The organism is Bradyrhizobium sp. USDA 241, assembly GCF_049739505.1.
In the GTDB taxonomy this organism is placed as follows: domain Bacteria; phylum Pseudomonadota; class Alphaproteobacteria; order Rhizobiales; family Xanthobacteraceae; genus Bradyrhizobium; species Bradyrhizobium liaoningense.
The window spans coordinates 1,151,882-1,166,225 of the sequence record NZ_JBMGPZ010000002.1 but is presented as its reverse complement, the minus strand read 5'-3'; the positions used below and the strand labels follow the sequence as shown (position 1 = coordinate 1,166,225).

Sequence of the window (14,344 nt, the reverse complement as noted above, 5' to 3'; positions counted from 1 at the left end):
CGCCGCCGCGGCGCGTTGTCCAGAGACCATGACCATGTCCGACGACGACATCCTTGCTCCTCGCAGATCCCGTACGGGGAGCGGCTCGCGTGCGCCCTTTTCCGGCAAGCAGGCGCGCGGGCCGATCATCGACCAGGAAGGCCACGAGATCAGGCCTGAAAGCCTGGAGCAGGGATTTCGCGAGTTTCGCTTTGAGTTCCGGCAAGCGAGTCCGTTCGGCAATCTGACGCGCGAGCAGCGGATCGCGCGTATCGAGGCGATCGCGAAGCTGCTCGACGTCGCCTTCATCCTGCCCGGCACCAAAATCCGCTACGGCATCGACGGGCTGATCGGCCTGATCCCCGTGGTCGGCGACATCATCACCACCGCGATCTCGCTGTGGCTGGTGCGCGAGGCCCGCGCGCTGGGCGCGCCCTGGCACATCACGGCGCGCATGCTCGGCAATGTCGCGGTCGACGGCGTGGTCGGCCTGGTCCCGTTCGCGGGCGACGCCTTCGACGTGATGTTCCGCGCCAACATGCGCAACGTGCGCCTGCTCCGCCGCTGGCTGGAGAAGCAGCCGCGGATGTAGGATCGCTCCTCTCCGCAATTGATGCATATGCTCGAACGGTCGTCATGCCAGTGCTTGTCCTGGCTTGTCCTTGTCCTGGCTTGTCCGGGGCATCCACGTTCTTTGTGCCGCGGCGCGAGGCGTGGATGGCCGGGACAAGCCCGGCCATGACGCTATGGAAGCATGAAAGCCCAAACGCAAAAAGCGCGACGACCTTTCGGCCATCGCGCTTTCTGCGCACATCGGAGGGTTGCGAAAAGCTTATGCCGCGTCGGCGTCGGTCTCCGCGGCCGGCGCGGGCTTGGGCCGACGGGGCAGCGGGAAGGCTTCGCTCTCGTACAGCGAGCGGATGCCGTTCTGGTCGAAGCGGGCTTCCTCGACCTGGAGATAGGCGCCGTTCAGCGAATCCGTCGGCAACTGCTCCATCGCGAACTGCACGGCCTCGGCCGCGGTGCCGAACCGGCGATAGGTGAAACCTGCCCGCTTCTTCTTGCGGATCGCGGCAGGAAAGAGTTCGGCGGAGGTGTTGAAGTTGAACGGACGCAGTGGACGCATGGTCAAAGACCTCGTGATCTTCTCTGGGGCTTTAAGCGCGTGGGGTTGGGGAGGGCAGGAGCCGCCAGGCGGGCCCGCCGCATGTCATTCTCGCCCACTAATATAGGCCGATTTGACAGAAATGCGACCCCTGCGACGCGAGATGATGAATCCACGCATGGCAGCTCCGCGGGCGAAATAAATTTAGTTATTTCAACAACTTAGATGCTTCACATCTTGCCAAGAAGCAGCAGCACGATCAGCACCACCAGCACGACCCCGCCGATGCCCATGCCGGAATGGCCCAGGCCATAGCCGTAGCCGCCGAACCGGCCGGACAGGCCGCCGAGCAGATAGATGATCACCAGGATGATCAGGATGGTTCCAAGCGTCATGGCATCCTCCCTGGCGGTCGCCGAATGCGCTGATCGGCCGCACCGCCAAGGGAGAAAAGCACATCACACCGCCGGGTTCCACTGGGGAACCCGGCAGCGCGCAAGCTTATTTGGGCTCGAGCTTCAACGCCGCGGAATTGATGCAATAGCGCAAGCCGGTCGGCCCGGGCCCGTCGGGGAAGACATGGCCGAGATGGCCGCTGCATTTGGAGCAGAGCACCTCGGTGCGGATCATGCCGTGACTCGTATCCCGCTCCTCGTCGATATGGCTCTCGACCGCGGGCTGGGTGAAGCTCGGCCAGCCACAGCCGGAATCGAACTTGGCGTCGGACGCGAACAGCACATTGCCGCAGCCGGCGCAGACATAAGTGCCGGCGCGCTCGTCGTGCTCATATTCGCCCGAGAAGGGACGCTCGGTCGCCTTCTCGCGCAGCACGGCGAACTGCATCGGCGTCAATTCGCGCCGCCACTGCTCTTCGCTCTTGATGACCTTGTCGTCCGTGATCTTCGTCTTGGTGTCGGGCATGGGTTTCCCGTTTCTTCGGTGATCTCGATCAGTTGGTGGCCTTGCTGGCGTTCACCAGCGTCGGCTTTTCAATGTAGTTATCCGCAAATAGCTTTTTCAGGTTCTCGACCTTCGGGATGTCGTTATAGGCGATGTAGGGCTGGTTCGGGTGCAGCGTCAGATAGTCCTGGTGATAGGCCTCCGCCGGATAGAACGCCTCCAGCGCGCCGACCTTGGTCACGATCGGCTTGTTGAAGACCTTCGCACTGTTGAGCTGGGCGATATAGGCCTCCGCCACCTTCTTCTGCTCGTCGGACGTGGTGAAGATGGCCGAGCGATATTGCGGGCCGACGTCGGGGCCCTGGCGATTGAGCTGGGTCGGGTCGTGCACCACCGAGAAGTAGATCTGGAGGATCTTGCCGTAAGAGATCTTCTTCGGGTCGTACTTGATCTCGACCGACTCCGCGTGGCCGGTACGGCCGCTCGAGACGGTCTGGTAGTCGGCGGTCGCCTTGGTGCCGCCGGCATAGCCGGAGACCGCGTTGACGACGCCCGCGGTGTGCTGGAAGACGCCCTGCACGCCCCAGAAGCAGCCGCCGGCGATCACGGCGGTCTGGATGCCGCTGGCGGGCGTCGCGTCCAATGCGGGAGCGGGGATCACGACCGCCTCCTCCGCGGCGCGTGACGGCACGGCAAGGGCCAGCGTCAGGGCGGTGGTTGCGGCGAGCAGAAAGGCGAGGGCAGGTCGGCGCATGGCGGATCCTCTGGCAAGGGTGGGCAGTCTAAGGCGGGCCGGCGCGGGCGAATAGCCTCGCCGGCACTATCTCTGCCGAAGATACGACTGCCCCGCCCCGCTGTTACAGGCGGCCAGACACGAGTCCGTGAGGACGCCGGCGCACCGTCCCGCTCACGCCAGCGAATTGAACCAGTCGAACGCCGTCGGAGATCCGTTCAGAACGGTGCCTTCGCCGTAGAGGCTCGCCAGGAAGGTGCCGCGGTGGCTCGCGCCCTTGACGGGAACGCCGTCGGCGAAGTGCCCGCCGGCGACGACGGCCGGCTGCACAAGGCGCGGCGGCAAGGCCTCGTCGGCCAGTCCGTAGTAGAACTTGATCGGGGAATCGTAGTCCCAGAACGTCGTGCCATTGTCGCCCAGTTGGCGCATGAGCTTGCTGTTCGTATCGCTGGTGAAGCGATCGAAGAAGCCATCGACGAGGAAATCGCCGGCGGGAGGAATGCTCTTCGCGATCTCGCCCTCGAGGCTGTAATCGGACCAGTACTTCTCCGCGAACGCCTGATATTGCGGCTTGATCGCCGTTTTGAACAAGCCGTTCAGCCCGTAATAGCGCCGGTAACTTCCGAGCAGGACGATCATGCAGGGCGTGATCCAGGCCGGCGGCATCGGATACGAATTCTCAGAGGCCGGAATAAAAGCCGCGGCGTTCGCCCAGTAGTGGAAGCTCTCGGCGAGATTGTTGAACGGGCTCTGTGTCGCCGCCGCCCGCACCTTGATGCCGCGGCGCTGCATCTCCTGTTTCAGCCACTGAGTGTTCAGCGCGCCCTGCGACCAACCGTTCAGGAACAGGGATGACTGGCGCAGGCCGAGCTTGCGCAGTTCGAGCAGTCCCGCCTTCAGGATGTCGAGACAGCATTGCACGGTCGCGCCCTTCACAGCATAGGCTTCGCTCCGACCATTGCGATAGGGGCCCTTGCCGACATAATCGGCCGCGATGACGGCGTATCCGTTGCCGGCGAAGCGCTGCACGTTGAACAAGGTCTCGATCGAATCGACATTGTCGCGCAGCTCGTACGTCTCGTCCTCCAGCCGCAGCAGGTTCGAAGGGACCTGGTCGAACGAGAGGATCGTGCCGTGCTGCCATGACAACACCGGAACAGCGCCGCGCGCGCCCGCCGGGACGGCAAGCAGACCGCTGACCTTGACGCGTTCTCCCGTCTCCGGGATGCGCGTGAAGGTGACGATGCGCCTCAGCTCCACATCATGGCGTGCCGCATATTTGTCCGCAAAGCTCGCCGGCAGAATATTGCCTTCGTTGAAGACGGCATAGAATTTTGCCGCCAGCGCATTGAGCCGCTCCTTCGGGATTCGCACCGATCCGCCGGGCGCCGCAAGGGCAATCCCTGGAGCGGTGATCGACAGCGCGAGCGAACCGGCTGCCGCGCTCGCCGATTTCAGGAAGTCCCGACGGCTCGCTGTGAGAGTATCGGGATCGGTATCGGGATGCTCAGGCTTTGTTGCGCGCGCCGTCATTCGCTCCACTCCAATGCGGTTTTCGTACGGATACATCGCAAAGCCTAGCGAGCAGTGAATGCATCTCGGTGAAGCCGCTCACGCGGAAATCGGCGAGTTCTACACAACCACGCTGAGCCGCTTCGCCGCCCGCGTGATCCCGGTATAGAGCCACCGCGCCCGGGACTCCTGAAACGCGAAGCTCTCGTCGAACAGCACGACATCGTCCCATTGCGAGCCCTGCGACTTGTGCACGGTCAGCACGTAGCCGTAGTCGAACTCGTCATAGGGCTTGCGCTGCTCCCAGGCGATCTGCTCGATGCCGCCCTCGAAGCAGTCGGCGCGCACCGAGACCTTCGTCACCTTGTGGCCGAAATCCTCGTCCGGCGACAGCCGCATGCTGAGAATGCGGGATTTCGAGCGCGAGGTGTTGCGCGACTTCACGCGCCACAGGCCGCCGTTGAACAGGCCCTTCTTGCGGTTGTTGCGCAGGCACACCAGCTTGTCGCCGGCGACGGGAAAGACGTCCTCGATGTTCTGGCGCTGGCGCACCCGCATGTTGTAGGCGCGGCGGGTGTTGTTGCGCCCGACCAGGATCTGGTCGGCGCCCATGACGCGATCGGGGTCGAGCTCCTTCCGCGACACCACCTCGCTCTCGCCATAACGGCCGATATCGAGCTCGCGTCCCTCGCGGACGTCCATCGACATCCGCACGATCGGATCGTCCTGGGCCTGACGGTGCACCTCGGTCAGCATCGCGTCCGGTGAGGTGTTGGTGAAGAAGCCGCCGCCCTGGATCGGCGGCAGCTGCGCGGGATCGCCCAGCACCAGCAACGGGCAGTCGAACGACATCAGGTCGCGCCCGAGTTCGGCGTCGACCATCGAGCATTCGTCGATCACGATCAGCTTCGCCTTGGAGGCCGGCGCGTCGTCCCACAGCTCGAAGCTCGGCTGCTCCTCGCCGGATTCGCGGGCGCGGTAGATCAGCGAGTGGATGGTGGACGCGCCGTCGCAGCCCTTGTTGCGCATGACCAGCGCCGCCTTGCCGGTGAAGGCGGCGAACTTCACCTCGCCGTCGACGCCGTCGGCGATGTGCCGCGCCAGCGTCGTCTTGCCGGTGCCGGCAAAGCCGAACAGGCGGAACACCGGCGGCGTGCCGTTACGGCCCGGCTTGGCCTTGAGCCAGTCGCCAACGGCCTTGAGCGCGGCATCCTGATGCGGGGTGAAAGTGGCCATGTCTGTCTTGAGGAGGGGCGAAAAGAGGCGATTCGCCGATGCCCAAAACTAACCATTCGCCCCGCCGGTTCAAGCGCGGTCGCCCCGCAATTGCCGGTGGGGCACCCGCATGTGAGCCTTGCAAGAGATCGTCATGCCCGGGCTTGTCCCGGGCATCCACGTTCCTTGTGCCGTGTGGTTAGGCGTGGATGGCCGGGACATAGGCGAGCGGAAGCGACGCCGTCCTTCGGACGGCTATGCCCGGCCATGACGCGGTGAGAGCTGAGGCTACTGCCAGCCGGGAACGCCGCGCATGTCGGGCAGCTGGTGGGCGATGCCCTTGTGGCAGTCGATGCAGGTCTTTTCCTTGGTGAACAGGAAGCGCTGGTGCGCCACCGAGGCGCGCGGCGATTGCTTGGTGATGTCCATGGAATCGGCGCTGTGGCAGTTGCGGCATTCCAGCGAATCGTTGGCCTTGAAGCGTGCCCATTCGTGGGCCGCCAGCTCGAGGCGGTGATCCTGGAATTTCTCCCTCGTGTCGATCGTGCCGAAGATCTTGCCCCAGACCTCCTTGGAGGCCTGCATCTTGCGCGCGATCTTGTCGGTCCAGTTGTGCGGCACGTGGCAGTCCGGACAGGTCGCGCGCACGCCGGAGCGGTTGGAGAAGTGGATGGTCGACTTCAGCTCGGCGTAGACGTTGTCCTTCATCTCGTGACAGCTGGTGCAGAACTTCTCGGTGTTGGTCAATTCCAGTGCGGTGTTGAAGCCGCCCCAGAAGATCACGCCGGCGACGAAGCCGGCGAGCACCAGGGTGCCGAGGGCGAACACCGAGCTCGGTCGTGTCAGCACCCGCCAGAGCTCCAGCGCGAAGGCCCAGCTTCGCGCGAGGAAGCTGCGCTTGGCCTTCATCCCGGCATCAGGCTCGTCAGCGGTTGTCGTCATCGGCGGCCACCCGGGCTTGCGCGCGACAGCAGCGTGTCGATGTCGATGAAATCGTTGCTGACCGGCGGATTGGCGGTGTTCTGCGGCACGTGGCATTCCGTGCAGAAGAAGCGTCGCGGCGAGACCGAGCCCAGGAACTGGCCGTCGCGGTCCATAAAATGCGTGATCGACACCATCGGCGCCTGCGATTCAGCGGTGCGCGCCCGCGCGTGGCAGGACAGGCATTTGTTGCCGTTGAGATCGACCTGGTAGCCGTCGATACTGTGCGGGATGACGGGCGGCTGCTCCGGATAGTTGCGCACCTCCTTCTCGGAGGTGTTGCGGTTCGGCAGCATCGGCGGCGCCGGGCCCTCGTCGTTGAGCGGGGTCGGGCCGCGCAGGCCTGACGTCACCGTCTGCGCGGTGAGCGAGCTCGCGCCGGCTGCGACCGCGAAGGCGAGCAGAGCGATTGCGGATCGTTTCATCATGACATGTTCACCCGCTCGATGCGCACGGCGCATTTCTTGAAATCGGTTTGCAGCGAGATCGGATCGGTTGCGTCCAGCGTCACCTTGTTGATCAGCTTGGATTCGTCGAACCACGGCACGAACACCAGGCCGCGCGGCGGCCGGTCGCGGCCGCGAGTCTCGACGCGGGCGCGGATGAAACCGCGGCGCGAGACCACCTTCACTTCATCCCCGCGGCGGAGCTTGGCTTCCTGGGCATCGTCCGGATGCATGAAACAGGCGGCCTCGGGGAAGGCCTTGTAGAGCTCGGGCACGCGGCGCGTCATGGTGCCGGAATGCCAGTGCTCCAGCACGCGGCCGGTCGAGAGCCAGTAGGGATATTCATTGTCGGGCGATTCCGCCGGCGGCTCGTAAGGCAGCGCGAAGATGCGCGCCTTGCCGTCGGGATGGCCGTAGAACTGCACGTCGGTGCCCTGCTTGACGTAGGGATCGCTGCCCTCGCGGAAACGCCATCTGGTTTCCTGGCCGTTGACGACAGGCCAGCGCAGGCCGCGCTCGCGGTGATAGGTGTCGAATGGCGCGAGGTCGTGGCCATGGCCGCGGCCGAACTGGGCGTATTCCTCGAACAGGCCCTTGTGCACGTAGAAGCCGAACGCCTTGGATTCGTCGTTGAGATAGCCCGGCTCGATGTCGGTAACCGGGAATTTGTCGACCTGGCCGTTCCTGTAGAGCACGTCGAACAGCGTCTTGCCGCGGACGTCGGGCTTCTTGGCGATCAGCTCCTCGGGCCAGACTTCCTCGATCTTGAAGCGCTTGGAGAACTCCATCAGCTGCCAGAGGTCGGATTTCGATTCGCCGGGCGCCGAGACGAGCTGATGCCAGAACTGGGTGCGCCGCTCGGCATTGCCATAGGCGCCCTCTTTCTCCACCCACATCGCGGTGGGCAGGATCAGATCGGCGGCAAGCGCGGTCACCGAGGGATAGGCGTCCGAGACCACGATGAAATTCTCGGGGTTGCGGAAGCGAGCTATGGCGGAATCTGGGTGATGACGGTGTGAGGAAGGCGGCGTATCGAGGCGGGTGACGAGCCTGCCAGAACCTCTCGAGGAGAGCGATACGCCATGACCGAGACTACCAATGTTCTTGCTTTCCGTCAGCCGTCCGCGGTTGATGATCCACTGACCGATATCGTTCGTGCCGGCGCGCGGGACCTGCTTGCCAGGGCGATCGAGATCGAGGTTGGCGCGTTTCTGGCCAGCACGGCCAATCTGACGCTGCCCGACGGTCGAGCGCGCCTGGTCCGACATGGGCACGGTCCGGTGCGCGAGATTGCGACCGGCATCGGTCCGGTGGAGGTCGCTCGTCCCAAGGTCCGCGACCGCGGAGCGAGCGGGCCAGGCGACCGCCTCCGCTTCAGTTCGGCAATCCTGCCGCTATGGGCGCGGCGGACGAAGAGCCTGGATGCCTTGATCCCGGTCCTCTATTTGCGCGGCATCTCGACCGGCGACTTCCAGGAGGCGCTCTCGGCGCTGCTCGGCAAGGATGCGCCGAACCTGTCGCCTTCGGTGATCGCCGGCCTGAAGGCCGATTGGCAGGTCGAGTACGAACGCTGGCAGAGACGCGATCTGTCGGCGCGTCGCTATGTCTACATCTGGGCCGATGGCGTGTACCTGCAGGCCCGCATGGAAGATCACAGCGAATGCATGCTGGTGCTGATTGGCACCACGCCGGAAGGCAAGAAGGAGCTGATCGGCTTCCAGGTCGGCGTGCGCGAGAGCGCGCAGAGCTGGCGCGAACTCCTGATCGACCTGCGGCAACGCGGGTTACGGATTGCCCCGCAACTCGCCATCGGCGACGGCGCCCTCGGCTTCTGGAAGGCACTGGACGCAGGCCTTTCCCGGCACGCGGCACCAACGATGCTGGAGAGCTGGCCCCGCAAATTCGGACAGTAGCTTGAGTGGATTTTCTGCCTGACAGCGGCGAGGATTCTTGCTGCGAATCAGGAGCGAAGATGACGAAGAAGAGCCGCCGGACGCATTCTCCGGCATTCAAGGCGAAGGTTGCTTTGGCTGCGGTCAAAGGCGACAAGACACTGGCGGAGCTGGCGCAACTGTTTGATGTTCATCCGAACCAGATCACGATCTGGAAAAACCAGCTCCTGGAAGGCGCCGCCGGCGTGTTTGGGCATGACAAGACATCGGCCGAGACGCCGGTCGATTTGAAGGCGTTACATGCCAAGATCGGCGAGCTGGCGTTGGAAAACGATTTTTTGTCCGGCGCGCTCACCAAGGCGGGCCTGCTGAGCGCAAAGCGATGATCGACCGCGGTCATGATCTTTCTATCGTGCGCCAGGCGAAGGTCCTGAAGCTGGCTCGCAGCACGGTCTACTATGAACCTCGGCCAGTTTCGGCCGAGGACCTTGCCTTGATGCGTCGGCTCGATGAGCTGCATCTCGATTATCCCTTCGCGGGAGCGCGTATGCTGCGATCGTTGCTGCGGCGGGAGGGCGTATACGCCGGTCGCCGCCACATCGCGACGCTGATGAAGCGCATGGGGATCGAGGCGGTCTATCGTCGCCCGAACACGAGCAAGCCGGCTCCGGGTCACAAGATCTACCCGTACCTGTTGCGCGGATTGAAGATCGAGCGGCCCGACCATGCGTGGGCAATGGACACCACCTACATTCCGATGCGGCGTGGCTTCGTCTATCTCGCGGCGGTCGTCGATGTGTTCAGCCGACGGGTCCTGGCCCATCGCGTCTCGATCACAATGGAGGCGGCCTTCTGCGTCGAAGCGGTCCGGGAGGCGTTGGCGAAGCACGGCAGGCCCGAGATTTTCAACACGGACCAGGGCAGCCAGTTCACCAGCCTCGAGTTCACCGATGTGCTGCTGGACGCGAAGATCGCCATCAGCATGGACGGCAAGGGCGCCTGGCGCGACAACGTGTTTGTCGAGCGGCTCTGGCGCACGGTCAAATACGAAGAAGTTTATCTCCGCGCCTACGACAGCGTGTCCGAGGCGCGAGCGACAATTGCCAAGTATCTGGCCTTCTACAATCAGGGGCGCCCTCACTCGAGCCTTGACGGGCGCACGCCCGACGAGGCTTACTTCGGCACGCAAGCTATGGTGATGGCCGCATGACCGTCGCCGACGATTTTGTCGTCGCTCTGGTCGGGCTACGCCCTCCCGACGCAACGACAAAATCGTAAAGCCCCGCGTTCAGCATAACCCGGCAGGACTCCACTTAAATCCAGCGGGGCGCTGTCCAAACAACCGGGGCCAGCTCTCTGGTGCCATAAAGTGAGCAACGTACTCGACAAGGTCGCCAAATCCGTGCAGGGCCCCATGAAGAACGACCTGCGGAACATCTATCTGGCCCCACACCGGGCCGAAGCTGAAACCGCGATCGACGTCTTCGTCGAGAAATACCACGTCAAATACGGACGTGCGGTGGAGTGCCTGATCAAGGATCGCCATGCGCTGCTCGCCTTCTTCGACTTCCCTGCTGAGCACTGGATCCACCTACGCAGCTCGAACCCGATCGAGAGCGTCTTCGCCACGGTGCGCCACCGAACGGTGCGGACCAAGGGATCGCTGTCGCAACAAACTGCGAAGCTGATGGTGTTCAAGCTCATCGACGCCGCATCGAAGACCTGGCGGCGATTGAAGAGCACGAACCAGTTGCCGAAAGTCATCGCCGGTGTAAAGTTCATCGACGGAATCGAAGTCATTCCGAACACTGAAAGCCACGCCGCCTGATCAGGCCGCGTCACCCAAAATCAGCCATAGCTCTGCGGAAGCCCGGATAGGTCTCTTCGTTGATGTTGGGGCCGGCCTGAAGGTTGTTGTTGACCTGCACCCAATAGGCGTTGATCAGGCCGTCCTTCAGCATCCGGCTCTGCAGCACGGCGTGTGCGCCGTTCTTGTCGGGAATGGTGCCTTCGGGCAGCCGCCAGATGTGCTCGGCGTGATCGCGATGCGCCTTGTTGGTGACGACCATGTCGGCGGGCAGGCGGTGCGAGAAGGTGCCGACCTCGCGCGCGGTGCCGCAGGCCGAGGGCTGGCCGGTCAGCGAGAACGGGCTGTTGCCGGGCGAGGAGATCTTCCCGGTCAGCAGATGGATGTTGTAGACGAGGTTGTTGCACCAGACGCCGCGGGTGTGCTGGTTGAAGCCCATGGTCCAGAACGAGACCACTTTCGTCTTTGGATCGGCGTAGAGCTCGGCGAGAGCTTCGAGACGGTTGAGCGGCACGCCCGACATTTCGGCGGCCTTCTCCAGCGTGTACTCGGAGACGAACTTGACGAACTCGTCATAGCTCATGTCGGTGGCGTCGTTGGGCTTCGCCGCGCCCGTCGCCTTCTTCTGCAGCGGATGCTCGGGCCGCAGGCCGTAACCGATGTCGGTCTGGCCGCGCTTGAACACGGTATGCGCGGCGACGAAGTCCTTGTTGACGCGGCCGGTCTTGATGATGTGGTTGGCGATGGCGTTGAGGATGTAGAGATCGGTCTGCGGCTTGAACACCATGCCGATGTCGGCGAGGTCGAACGAGCGGTGCTCGAAGGTCGAGAGCACGGCGACGCGAACATGCGGCGCGGAGAGCCGGCGGTCGGCCAGGCGCGTCCACAGGATCGGGTGCATCTCCGCCATGTTGGAGCCCCACAGCACGAAGGCGTCGGTGGCCTCGATGTCGTCATAGCAGCCGGAGGGTTCATCGATGCCGAAAGTGCGCATCATGCCGGCCACGGCGGAGGCCATGCAGTGGCGCGCATTGGGATCGATGTTGTTGGTGCGGAAGCCGGCCTTGAACAGTTTGGAGGCGGCATAGCCTTCCCAGATCGTCCACTGGCCGGAGCCGAACATGGCGACGCCGTTCGGGCCGCGCTTCTTGATCGCCTCCTTCCACTTCAGCTCCATGATGTCGAAGGCTTCGGTCCAGGACACAGGCGTGAACTCGCCGTTCTTGTCGTACTTGCCGTTCGTCTTGCGCAGCAGCGGCTGCATCAGGCGGTCGTGGCCGTACATGATCTTGGAGAGGAAGTAGCCCTTGACGCAGTTGAGGCCGCGATTGACCTCGGACTTGGTGTCGCCATGGGTGGCGACGACGCGGTTCTCCTTGGTCGCGACCATCACCGAGCAGCCGGTGCCGCAGAAGCGGCACGCGGCCTTGTCCCACTTCATTTCGCTGATGTTCCGCTCGGCGACGAGATTGGCGGCGAGCGCCGGAGCGGGCATGCCAGCGGCAGCGGCCGCGATCGCGGCCGCCTCCAACTTCAGCATCTGGCGGCGGTCGAGCTTGGGCGATGTCATGATGGCTCTTTCTGACTCAGGCGGTTTCGATGGCGTGGAAGACGAGCGCTGCGGAATAGACGTTTGGCAGCGACTGGATGGTGTTGAGCAGGGTGCCGAGGCTGCCGGCATCGGGCGCCTCGGTCACGACGACGAGCTTGCCGCGCGCGTCGCGGCCGTAAATCTCGCAGCCGGGCAGCGCGGTGATCTCGGCTTCGAGCTCGGCGAGACGTTCGGGCCGCGCCTGCACCAGGATGCTCGCGATCTCGGCGCCCGGCGGCGCGATGATGCGATCGGCGCTGAGCACCCGGCCGGTGATCAAGGCACGGCGGTTGAGTGCGTGTGGGGCGGCCTGGGCCATGATGGCTGTCTTTCGCTTCAGGGGAATCAATGTCGGGAGGGCGGGCCGGGAGGGCCGGCAAACATCTGGTAGATCCAGACCCCGAGCCCGTAGCTGCCGACGGTTCCGACCGCGAGGACGGGCATCACGACCGCGGTCAGGAACAGGAAGGCGAAAATCTCCATGCGCTTACGGCGCACACGCGAAGTCGCGTCGTCTGGGGCCGACATATTCGGTCTCATCTGAAATGTGGGGATTAGGACGGCATCCGGGCCGTTGCCTTGCTGCACTTCTGATGCAATCGGGCCGCCGCGGCGTTGATCTGGATCAATGTGCCGGCTTGCGCGGATGTCGCAGCGCTGCGTCGCGGCGGTGCGCCTTGCCGCGCACAGGTGCGGGATTCTTCTCCCGCACGGCGGAATTGCCGCTCCGTAGACAGCGCCGCCTCACCCACTAAGATGCGATCAACAACAATAAACGGGAGGCGTCATGAAGTTCGGCATCTTCTACGAGCTGCAACTGCCACGGCCCTGGATGCCTGGCGACGAGCTCAGGCTCTACCAGAACGCGCTCTCGCAGATGGAACTCGCCGACAGTCTCGGCTACGACCACGCTTGGGTCCTCGAGCATCACTTCCTCGAGGAATATTCGCATTCGCCCTCGCCGGAATCGTTCCTGGCCGCAGCGAGCCAGCGCACGAAGAACATCAGGCTCGGCCACGGCATCCTCCAGCTCACCACCAACCATCCGGCGCGAGTCGCCGAACGTGTCGCGGTGCTCGACCTGCTCTCGAACGGCCGCTGCGAATTCGGCATGGGCGAGAGCGCGTCCATCACCGAGCTCACTCCGTTCGGGCGCGACATGGAGACCAAGAAGGAGGTGTTCGAGGAGGCGGTCGCCGCGATCTTCCCGATGTTCAAGGATGCCGGCAGCGAGCACCACGGCAAGTATTTCGACATCCCCTTGCGCAACGTGGTGCCGAAGCCGGTGCAGAAACCGCATCCGCCGCTGTGGATGGCGTGCTCGCAGCTGCCGACCATCGAGCGCGCCGGCCGCCACGGCTTCGGCGCGCTCGGCTTCCAGTTCGTCAGCGCCGATGCCGCGCACGCCTGGGTGCACGCCTATTACAATGCGATGACCAAGCGGCTGCACAAGCTGGCCGATTACGAGATCAACCCGAACATGGCGCTGGTCTCGTTCTTCATGTGCGCGAAGACCGACGAGGAAGCGCGTGCGCGCGCCGACGGGGCCACCTTCTTCCAGTTCGCGCTGCGCTTCTACGGCGCGGCGCAGAACCGCCAGCGTCCCGCGCCCTACACCGTCAACATGTGGGATGAGTACAACAAGTGGAAGCGCGACAACCCGGAAGCGCAGGAGGCGGCACTGCGTGGCGGCCTGATCGGCTCGCCGGAGACCATCCGCAGGAAGCTGAAGCGCTTCCAGTCCTCGCACATCGACCAGGTCATCCTGCTCAACCAGGCCGGCAAGAACAGCCATGAGCACATCAGCGAATCGCTGGAGCTGTTCGGCCGCGAGGTGATGCCGGAGTTCCAGAACGATCCGGCGCAGGCCGAATGGAAACGAGGCGTGATGAGCGGCGAGATCAAGCTCGAAGAGATCGACACCCGGGCTTTTGCGGATCGCTACGGCAAGCTCGCCAACAATGTTGCGCCGGTGAAGGCGGCGGCGGGCTAGGCTGTCCGTTAAGTCATGCTGCTGACGCAATCTCTGTCTTAGTCGGCGGCAACTTAAAACACTGCGTGGGAACCACCCCGGTTCGCACAACGGTTCCATAGCCAAGGGGTTTGGCTCGAACCCGCAAAACAACGGCGCAAGCTTCATAAACGCTTCCGCGTTCGCTTGCCTGTTTGCGGTTCTCGGAACC

General features: G+C 63.9%; 13 protein-coding genes and 4 pseudogenes. 5 read left to right on the top strand and 12 right to left on the bottom strand.

The genetic code is table 11. The features are described 5' to 3' along the window. Nucleotides 1–28 precede the first annotated feature (28 nt). Entirely contained in the window at nt 29–571 is a 543-nt protein-coding gene (locus ABIF91_RS06500; protein WP_028179310.1) for a DUF4112 domain-containing protein, read from the top strand. 240 nt (nt 572–811) lie between these two features. Here the strand turns inward: ABIF91_RS06500 and ABIF91_RS06495 are convergent, their stop codons facing one another. The 9 genes and pseudogenes from ABIF91_RS06495 to ABIF91_RS06455 form a co-directional block, all read right to left on the bottom strand. Continuing rightward, a complete protein-coding gene (locus tag ABIF91_RS06495) occupies nt 812–1,105 on the bottom strand; it encodes a hypothetical protein (RefSeq protein WP_027560969.1) in 294 nt (97 codons plus the stop codon). A gap of 209 nt (nt 1,106–1,314) precedes the next feature. After that, on the bottom strand, nt 1,315–1,479 hold the full coding sequence (locus ABIF91_RS06490; protein ID WP_035677634.1) for a DUF3309 family protein: 165 nt from the start codon (nt 1,477–1,479) through the stop codon (nt 1,315–1,317). 106 nt (nt 1,480–1,585) lie between these two features. Further along, nucleotides 1,586–2,005 carry a peptide-methionine (R)-S-oxide reductase MsrB gene (msrB, locus tag ABIF91_RS06485; RefSeq protein ID WP_028179309.1) on the bottom strand — a complete coding sequence of 140 codons (420 nt, stop codon included), beginning with the start codon at nt 2,003–2,005 and terminating at the stop codon, nt 1,586–1,588. Between the two features lie 28 nt (nt 2,006–2,033). Then, nucleotides 2,034–2,738 carry a peptide-methionine (S)-S-oxide reductase MsrA gene (gene msrA, locus ABIF91_RS06480; RefSeq protein ID WP_028179308.1) on the bottom strand — a complete coding sequence of 235 codons (705 nt, stop codon included), beginning with the start codon at nt 2,736–2,738 and terminating at the stop codon, nt 2,034–2,036. A gap of 153 nt (nt 2,739–2,891) precedes the next feature. Further along, nucleotides 2,892–4,250, bottom strand: a complete 1,359-nt coding sequence (locus ABIF91_RS06475; RefSeq protein ID WP_085966586.1) for a twin-arginine translocation signal domain-containing protein — start codon at nt 4,248–4,250, stop codon at nt 2,892–2,894. Between the two features lie 99 nt (nt 4,251–4,349). Further along, nucleotides 4,350–5,465, bottom strand: a complete 1,116-nt coding sequence (locus ABIF91_RS06470; RefSeq protein ID WP_028179307.1) for an ATP-dependent DNA helicase — start codon at nt 5,463–5,465, stop codon at nt 4,350–4,352. A 267-nt stretch (nt 5,466–5,732) separates the two neighbouring features. Continuing rightward, nucleotides 5,733–6,386: a NapC/NirT family cytochrome c gene (locus ABIF91_RS06465; RefSeq protein ID WP_028179306.1), complete on the bottom strand. Its 654-nt coding sequence runs from the start codon at nt 6,384–6,386 to the stop codon at nt 5,733–5,735. Beyond that, nucleotides 6,383–6,853, bottom strand: coding sequence for a nitrate reductase cytochrome c-type subunit (locus ABIF91_RS06460; RefSeq protein ID WP_028179305.1), 471 nt, complete (start codon nt 6,851–6,853; stop codon nt 6,383–6,385). The genes ABIF91_RS06465 and ABIF91_RS06460 overlap by 4 nt, the downstream gene beginning before the upstream one ends. Then, nucleotides 6,850–7,899 (bottom strand): annotated as a pseudogene (locus ABIF91_RS06455) (molybdopterin dinucleotide binding domain-containing protein); the annotation flags it as partial. The pseudogene ABIF91_RS06455 and the gene ABIF91_RS06460, both read right to left, overlap by 4 nt. Before the next feature lie 54 nt (nt 7,900–7,953). Here ABIF91_RS06455 and ABIF91_RS06450 point away from each other — a divergent pair. The 3 genes and pseudogenes from ABIF91_RS06450 to ABIF91_RS06440 form a co-directional block, all read left to right on the top strand. After that, nucleotides 7,954–8,773, top strand: a pseudogene (locus ABIF91_RS06450) (IS256 family transposase); the annotation flags it as partial. Nucleotides 8,774–8,843: 70 nt separating this feature from the next. Beyond that, nucleotides 8,844–9,973 (top strand): IS3-like element ISRj2 family transposase gene (locus ABIF91_RS06445; protein WP_424579087.1). Its coding sequence is split into 2 segments (ribosomal slippage): nt 8,844–9,096 and nt 9,096–9,973, totalling 1,131 coding nucleotides; the frame shifts between segments, so codons are not numbered across the junction. Nucleotides 9,974–10,105: 132 nt separating this feature from the next. Further along, nucleotides 10,106–10,591, top strand: a pseudogene (locus tag ABIF91_RS06440) (transposase); the annotation flags it as partial. Between the two features lie 34 nt (nt 10,592–10,625). Here ABIF91_RS06440 and napA read toward each other — a convergent pair. The 3 genes and pseudogenes from napA to napE all read right to left on the bottom strand — a co-directional run. Beyond that, a pseudogene (gene napA, locus ABIF91_RS06435) lies at nt 10,626–12,140 on the bottom strand (nitrate reductase catalytic subunit NapA); the annotation flags it as partial. A gap of 16 nt (nt 12,141–12,156) precedes the next feature. After that, entirely contained in the window at nt 12,157–12,480 is a 324-nt protein-coding gene (locus ABIF91_RS06430) for a chaperone NapD (RefSeq protein WP_028181686.1), read from the bottom strand. 26 nt (nt 12,481–12,506) lie between these two features. Beyond that, nucleotides 12,507–12,689, bottom strand: coding sequence for a periplasmic nitrate reductase, NapE protein (gene napE / locus ABIF91_RS06425; RefSeq protein WP_028181687.1), 183 nt, complete (start codon nt 12,687–12,689; stop codon nt 12,507–12,509). Between the two features lie 259 nt (nt 12,690–12,948). Here napE and ABIF91_RS06420 point away from each other — a divergent pair, with 259 nt between their 5' ends. Continuing rightward, nucleotides 12,949–14,154: an LLM class flavin-dependent oxidoreductase gene (locus ABIF91_RS06420; RefSeq protein WP_028181688.1), complete on the top strand. Its 1,206-nt coding sequence runs from the start codon at nt 12,949–12,951 to the stop codon at nt 14,152–14,154. The last annotated feature ends 190 nt before the right edge of the window (nt 14,155–14,344 follow it).

What these genes read in the sequence shown, in the direction of transcription:
- ABIF91_RS06470 (WP_028179307.1), bottom strand. Translation starts at nt 5,465, where the DNA reads ATGGCCACTTTCACCCCGCATCAGGATGCCGCGCTCAAGGCCGTTGGC.
- napE (WP_028181687.1), bottom strand. Translation starts at nt 12,689, where the DNA reads ATGTCGGCCCCAGACGACGCGACTTCGCGTGTGCGCCGTAAGCGCATG.
- ABIF91_RS06495 (WP_027560969.1), bottom strand. Translation starts at nt 1,105, where the DNA reads ATGCGTCCACTGCGTCCGTTCAACTTCAACACCTCCGCCGAACTCTTT.
- ABIF91_RS06420 (WP_028181688.1), top strand. Translation starts at nt 12,949, where the DNA reads ATGAAGTTCGGCATCTTCTACGAGCTGCAACTGCCACGGCCCTGGATG.
- msrA (WP_028179308.1), bottom strand. Translation starts at nt 2,738, where the DNA reads ATGCGCCGACCTGCCCTCGCCTTTCTGCTCGCCGCAACCACCGCCCTG.
- ABIF91_RS06465 (WP_028179306.1), bottom strand. Translation starts at nt 6,386, where the DNA reads ATGACGACAACCGCTGACGAGCCTGATGCCGGGATGAAGGCCAAGCGC.
- ABIF91_RS06500 (WP_028179310.1), top strand. Translation starts at nt 29, where the DNA reads ATGACCATGTCCGACGACGACATCCTTGCTCCTCGCAGATCCCGTACG.
- ABIF91_RS06475 (WP_085966586.1), bottom strand. Translation starts at nt 4,250, where the DNA reads ATGACGGCGCGCGCAACAAAGCCTGAGCATCCCGATACCGATCCCGAT.
- ABIF91_RS06490 (WP_035677634.1), bottom strand. Translation starts at nt 1,479, where the DNA reads ATGACGCTTGGAACCATCCTGATCATCCTGGTGATCATCTATCTGCTC.
- ABIF91_RS06430 (WP_028181686.1), bottom strand. Translation starts at nt 12,480, where the DNA reads ATGGCCCAGGCCGCCCCACACGCACTCAACCGCCGTGCCTTGATCACC.
- msrB (WP_028179309.1), bottom strand. Translation starts at nt 2,005, where the DNA reads ATGCCCGACACCAAGACGAAGATCACGGACGACAAGGTCATCAAGAGC.
- ABIF91_RS06460 (WP_028179305.1), bottom strand. Translation starts at nt 6,853, where the DNA reads ATGATGAAACGATCCGCAATCGCTCTGCTCGCCTTCGCGGTCGCAGCC.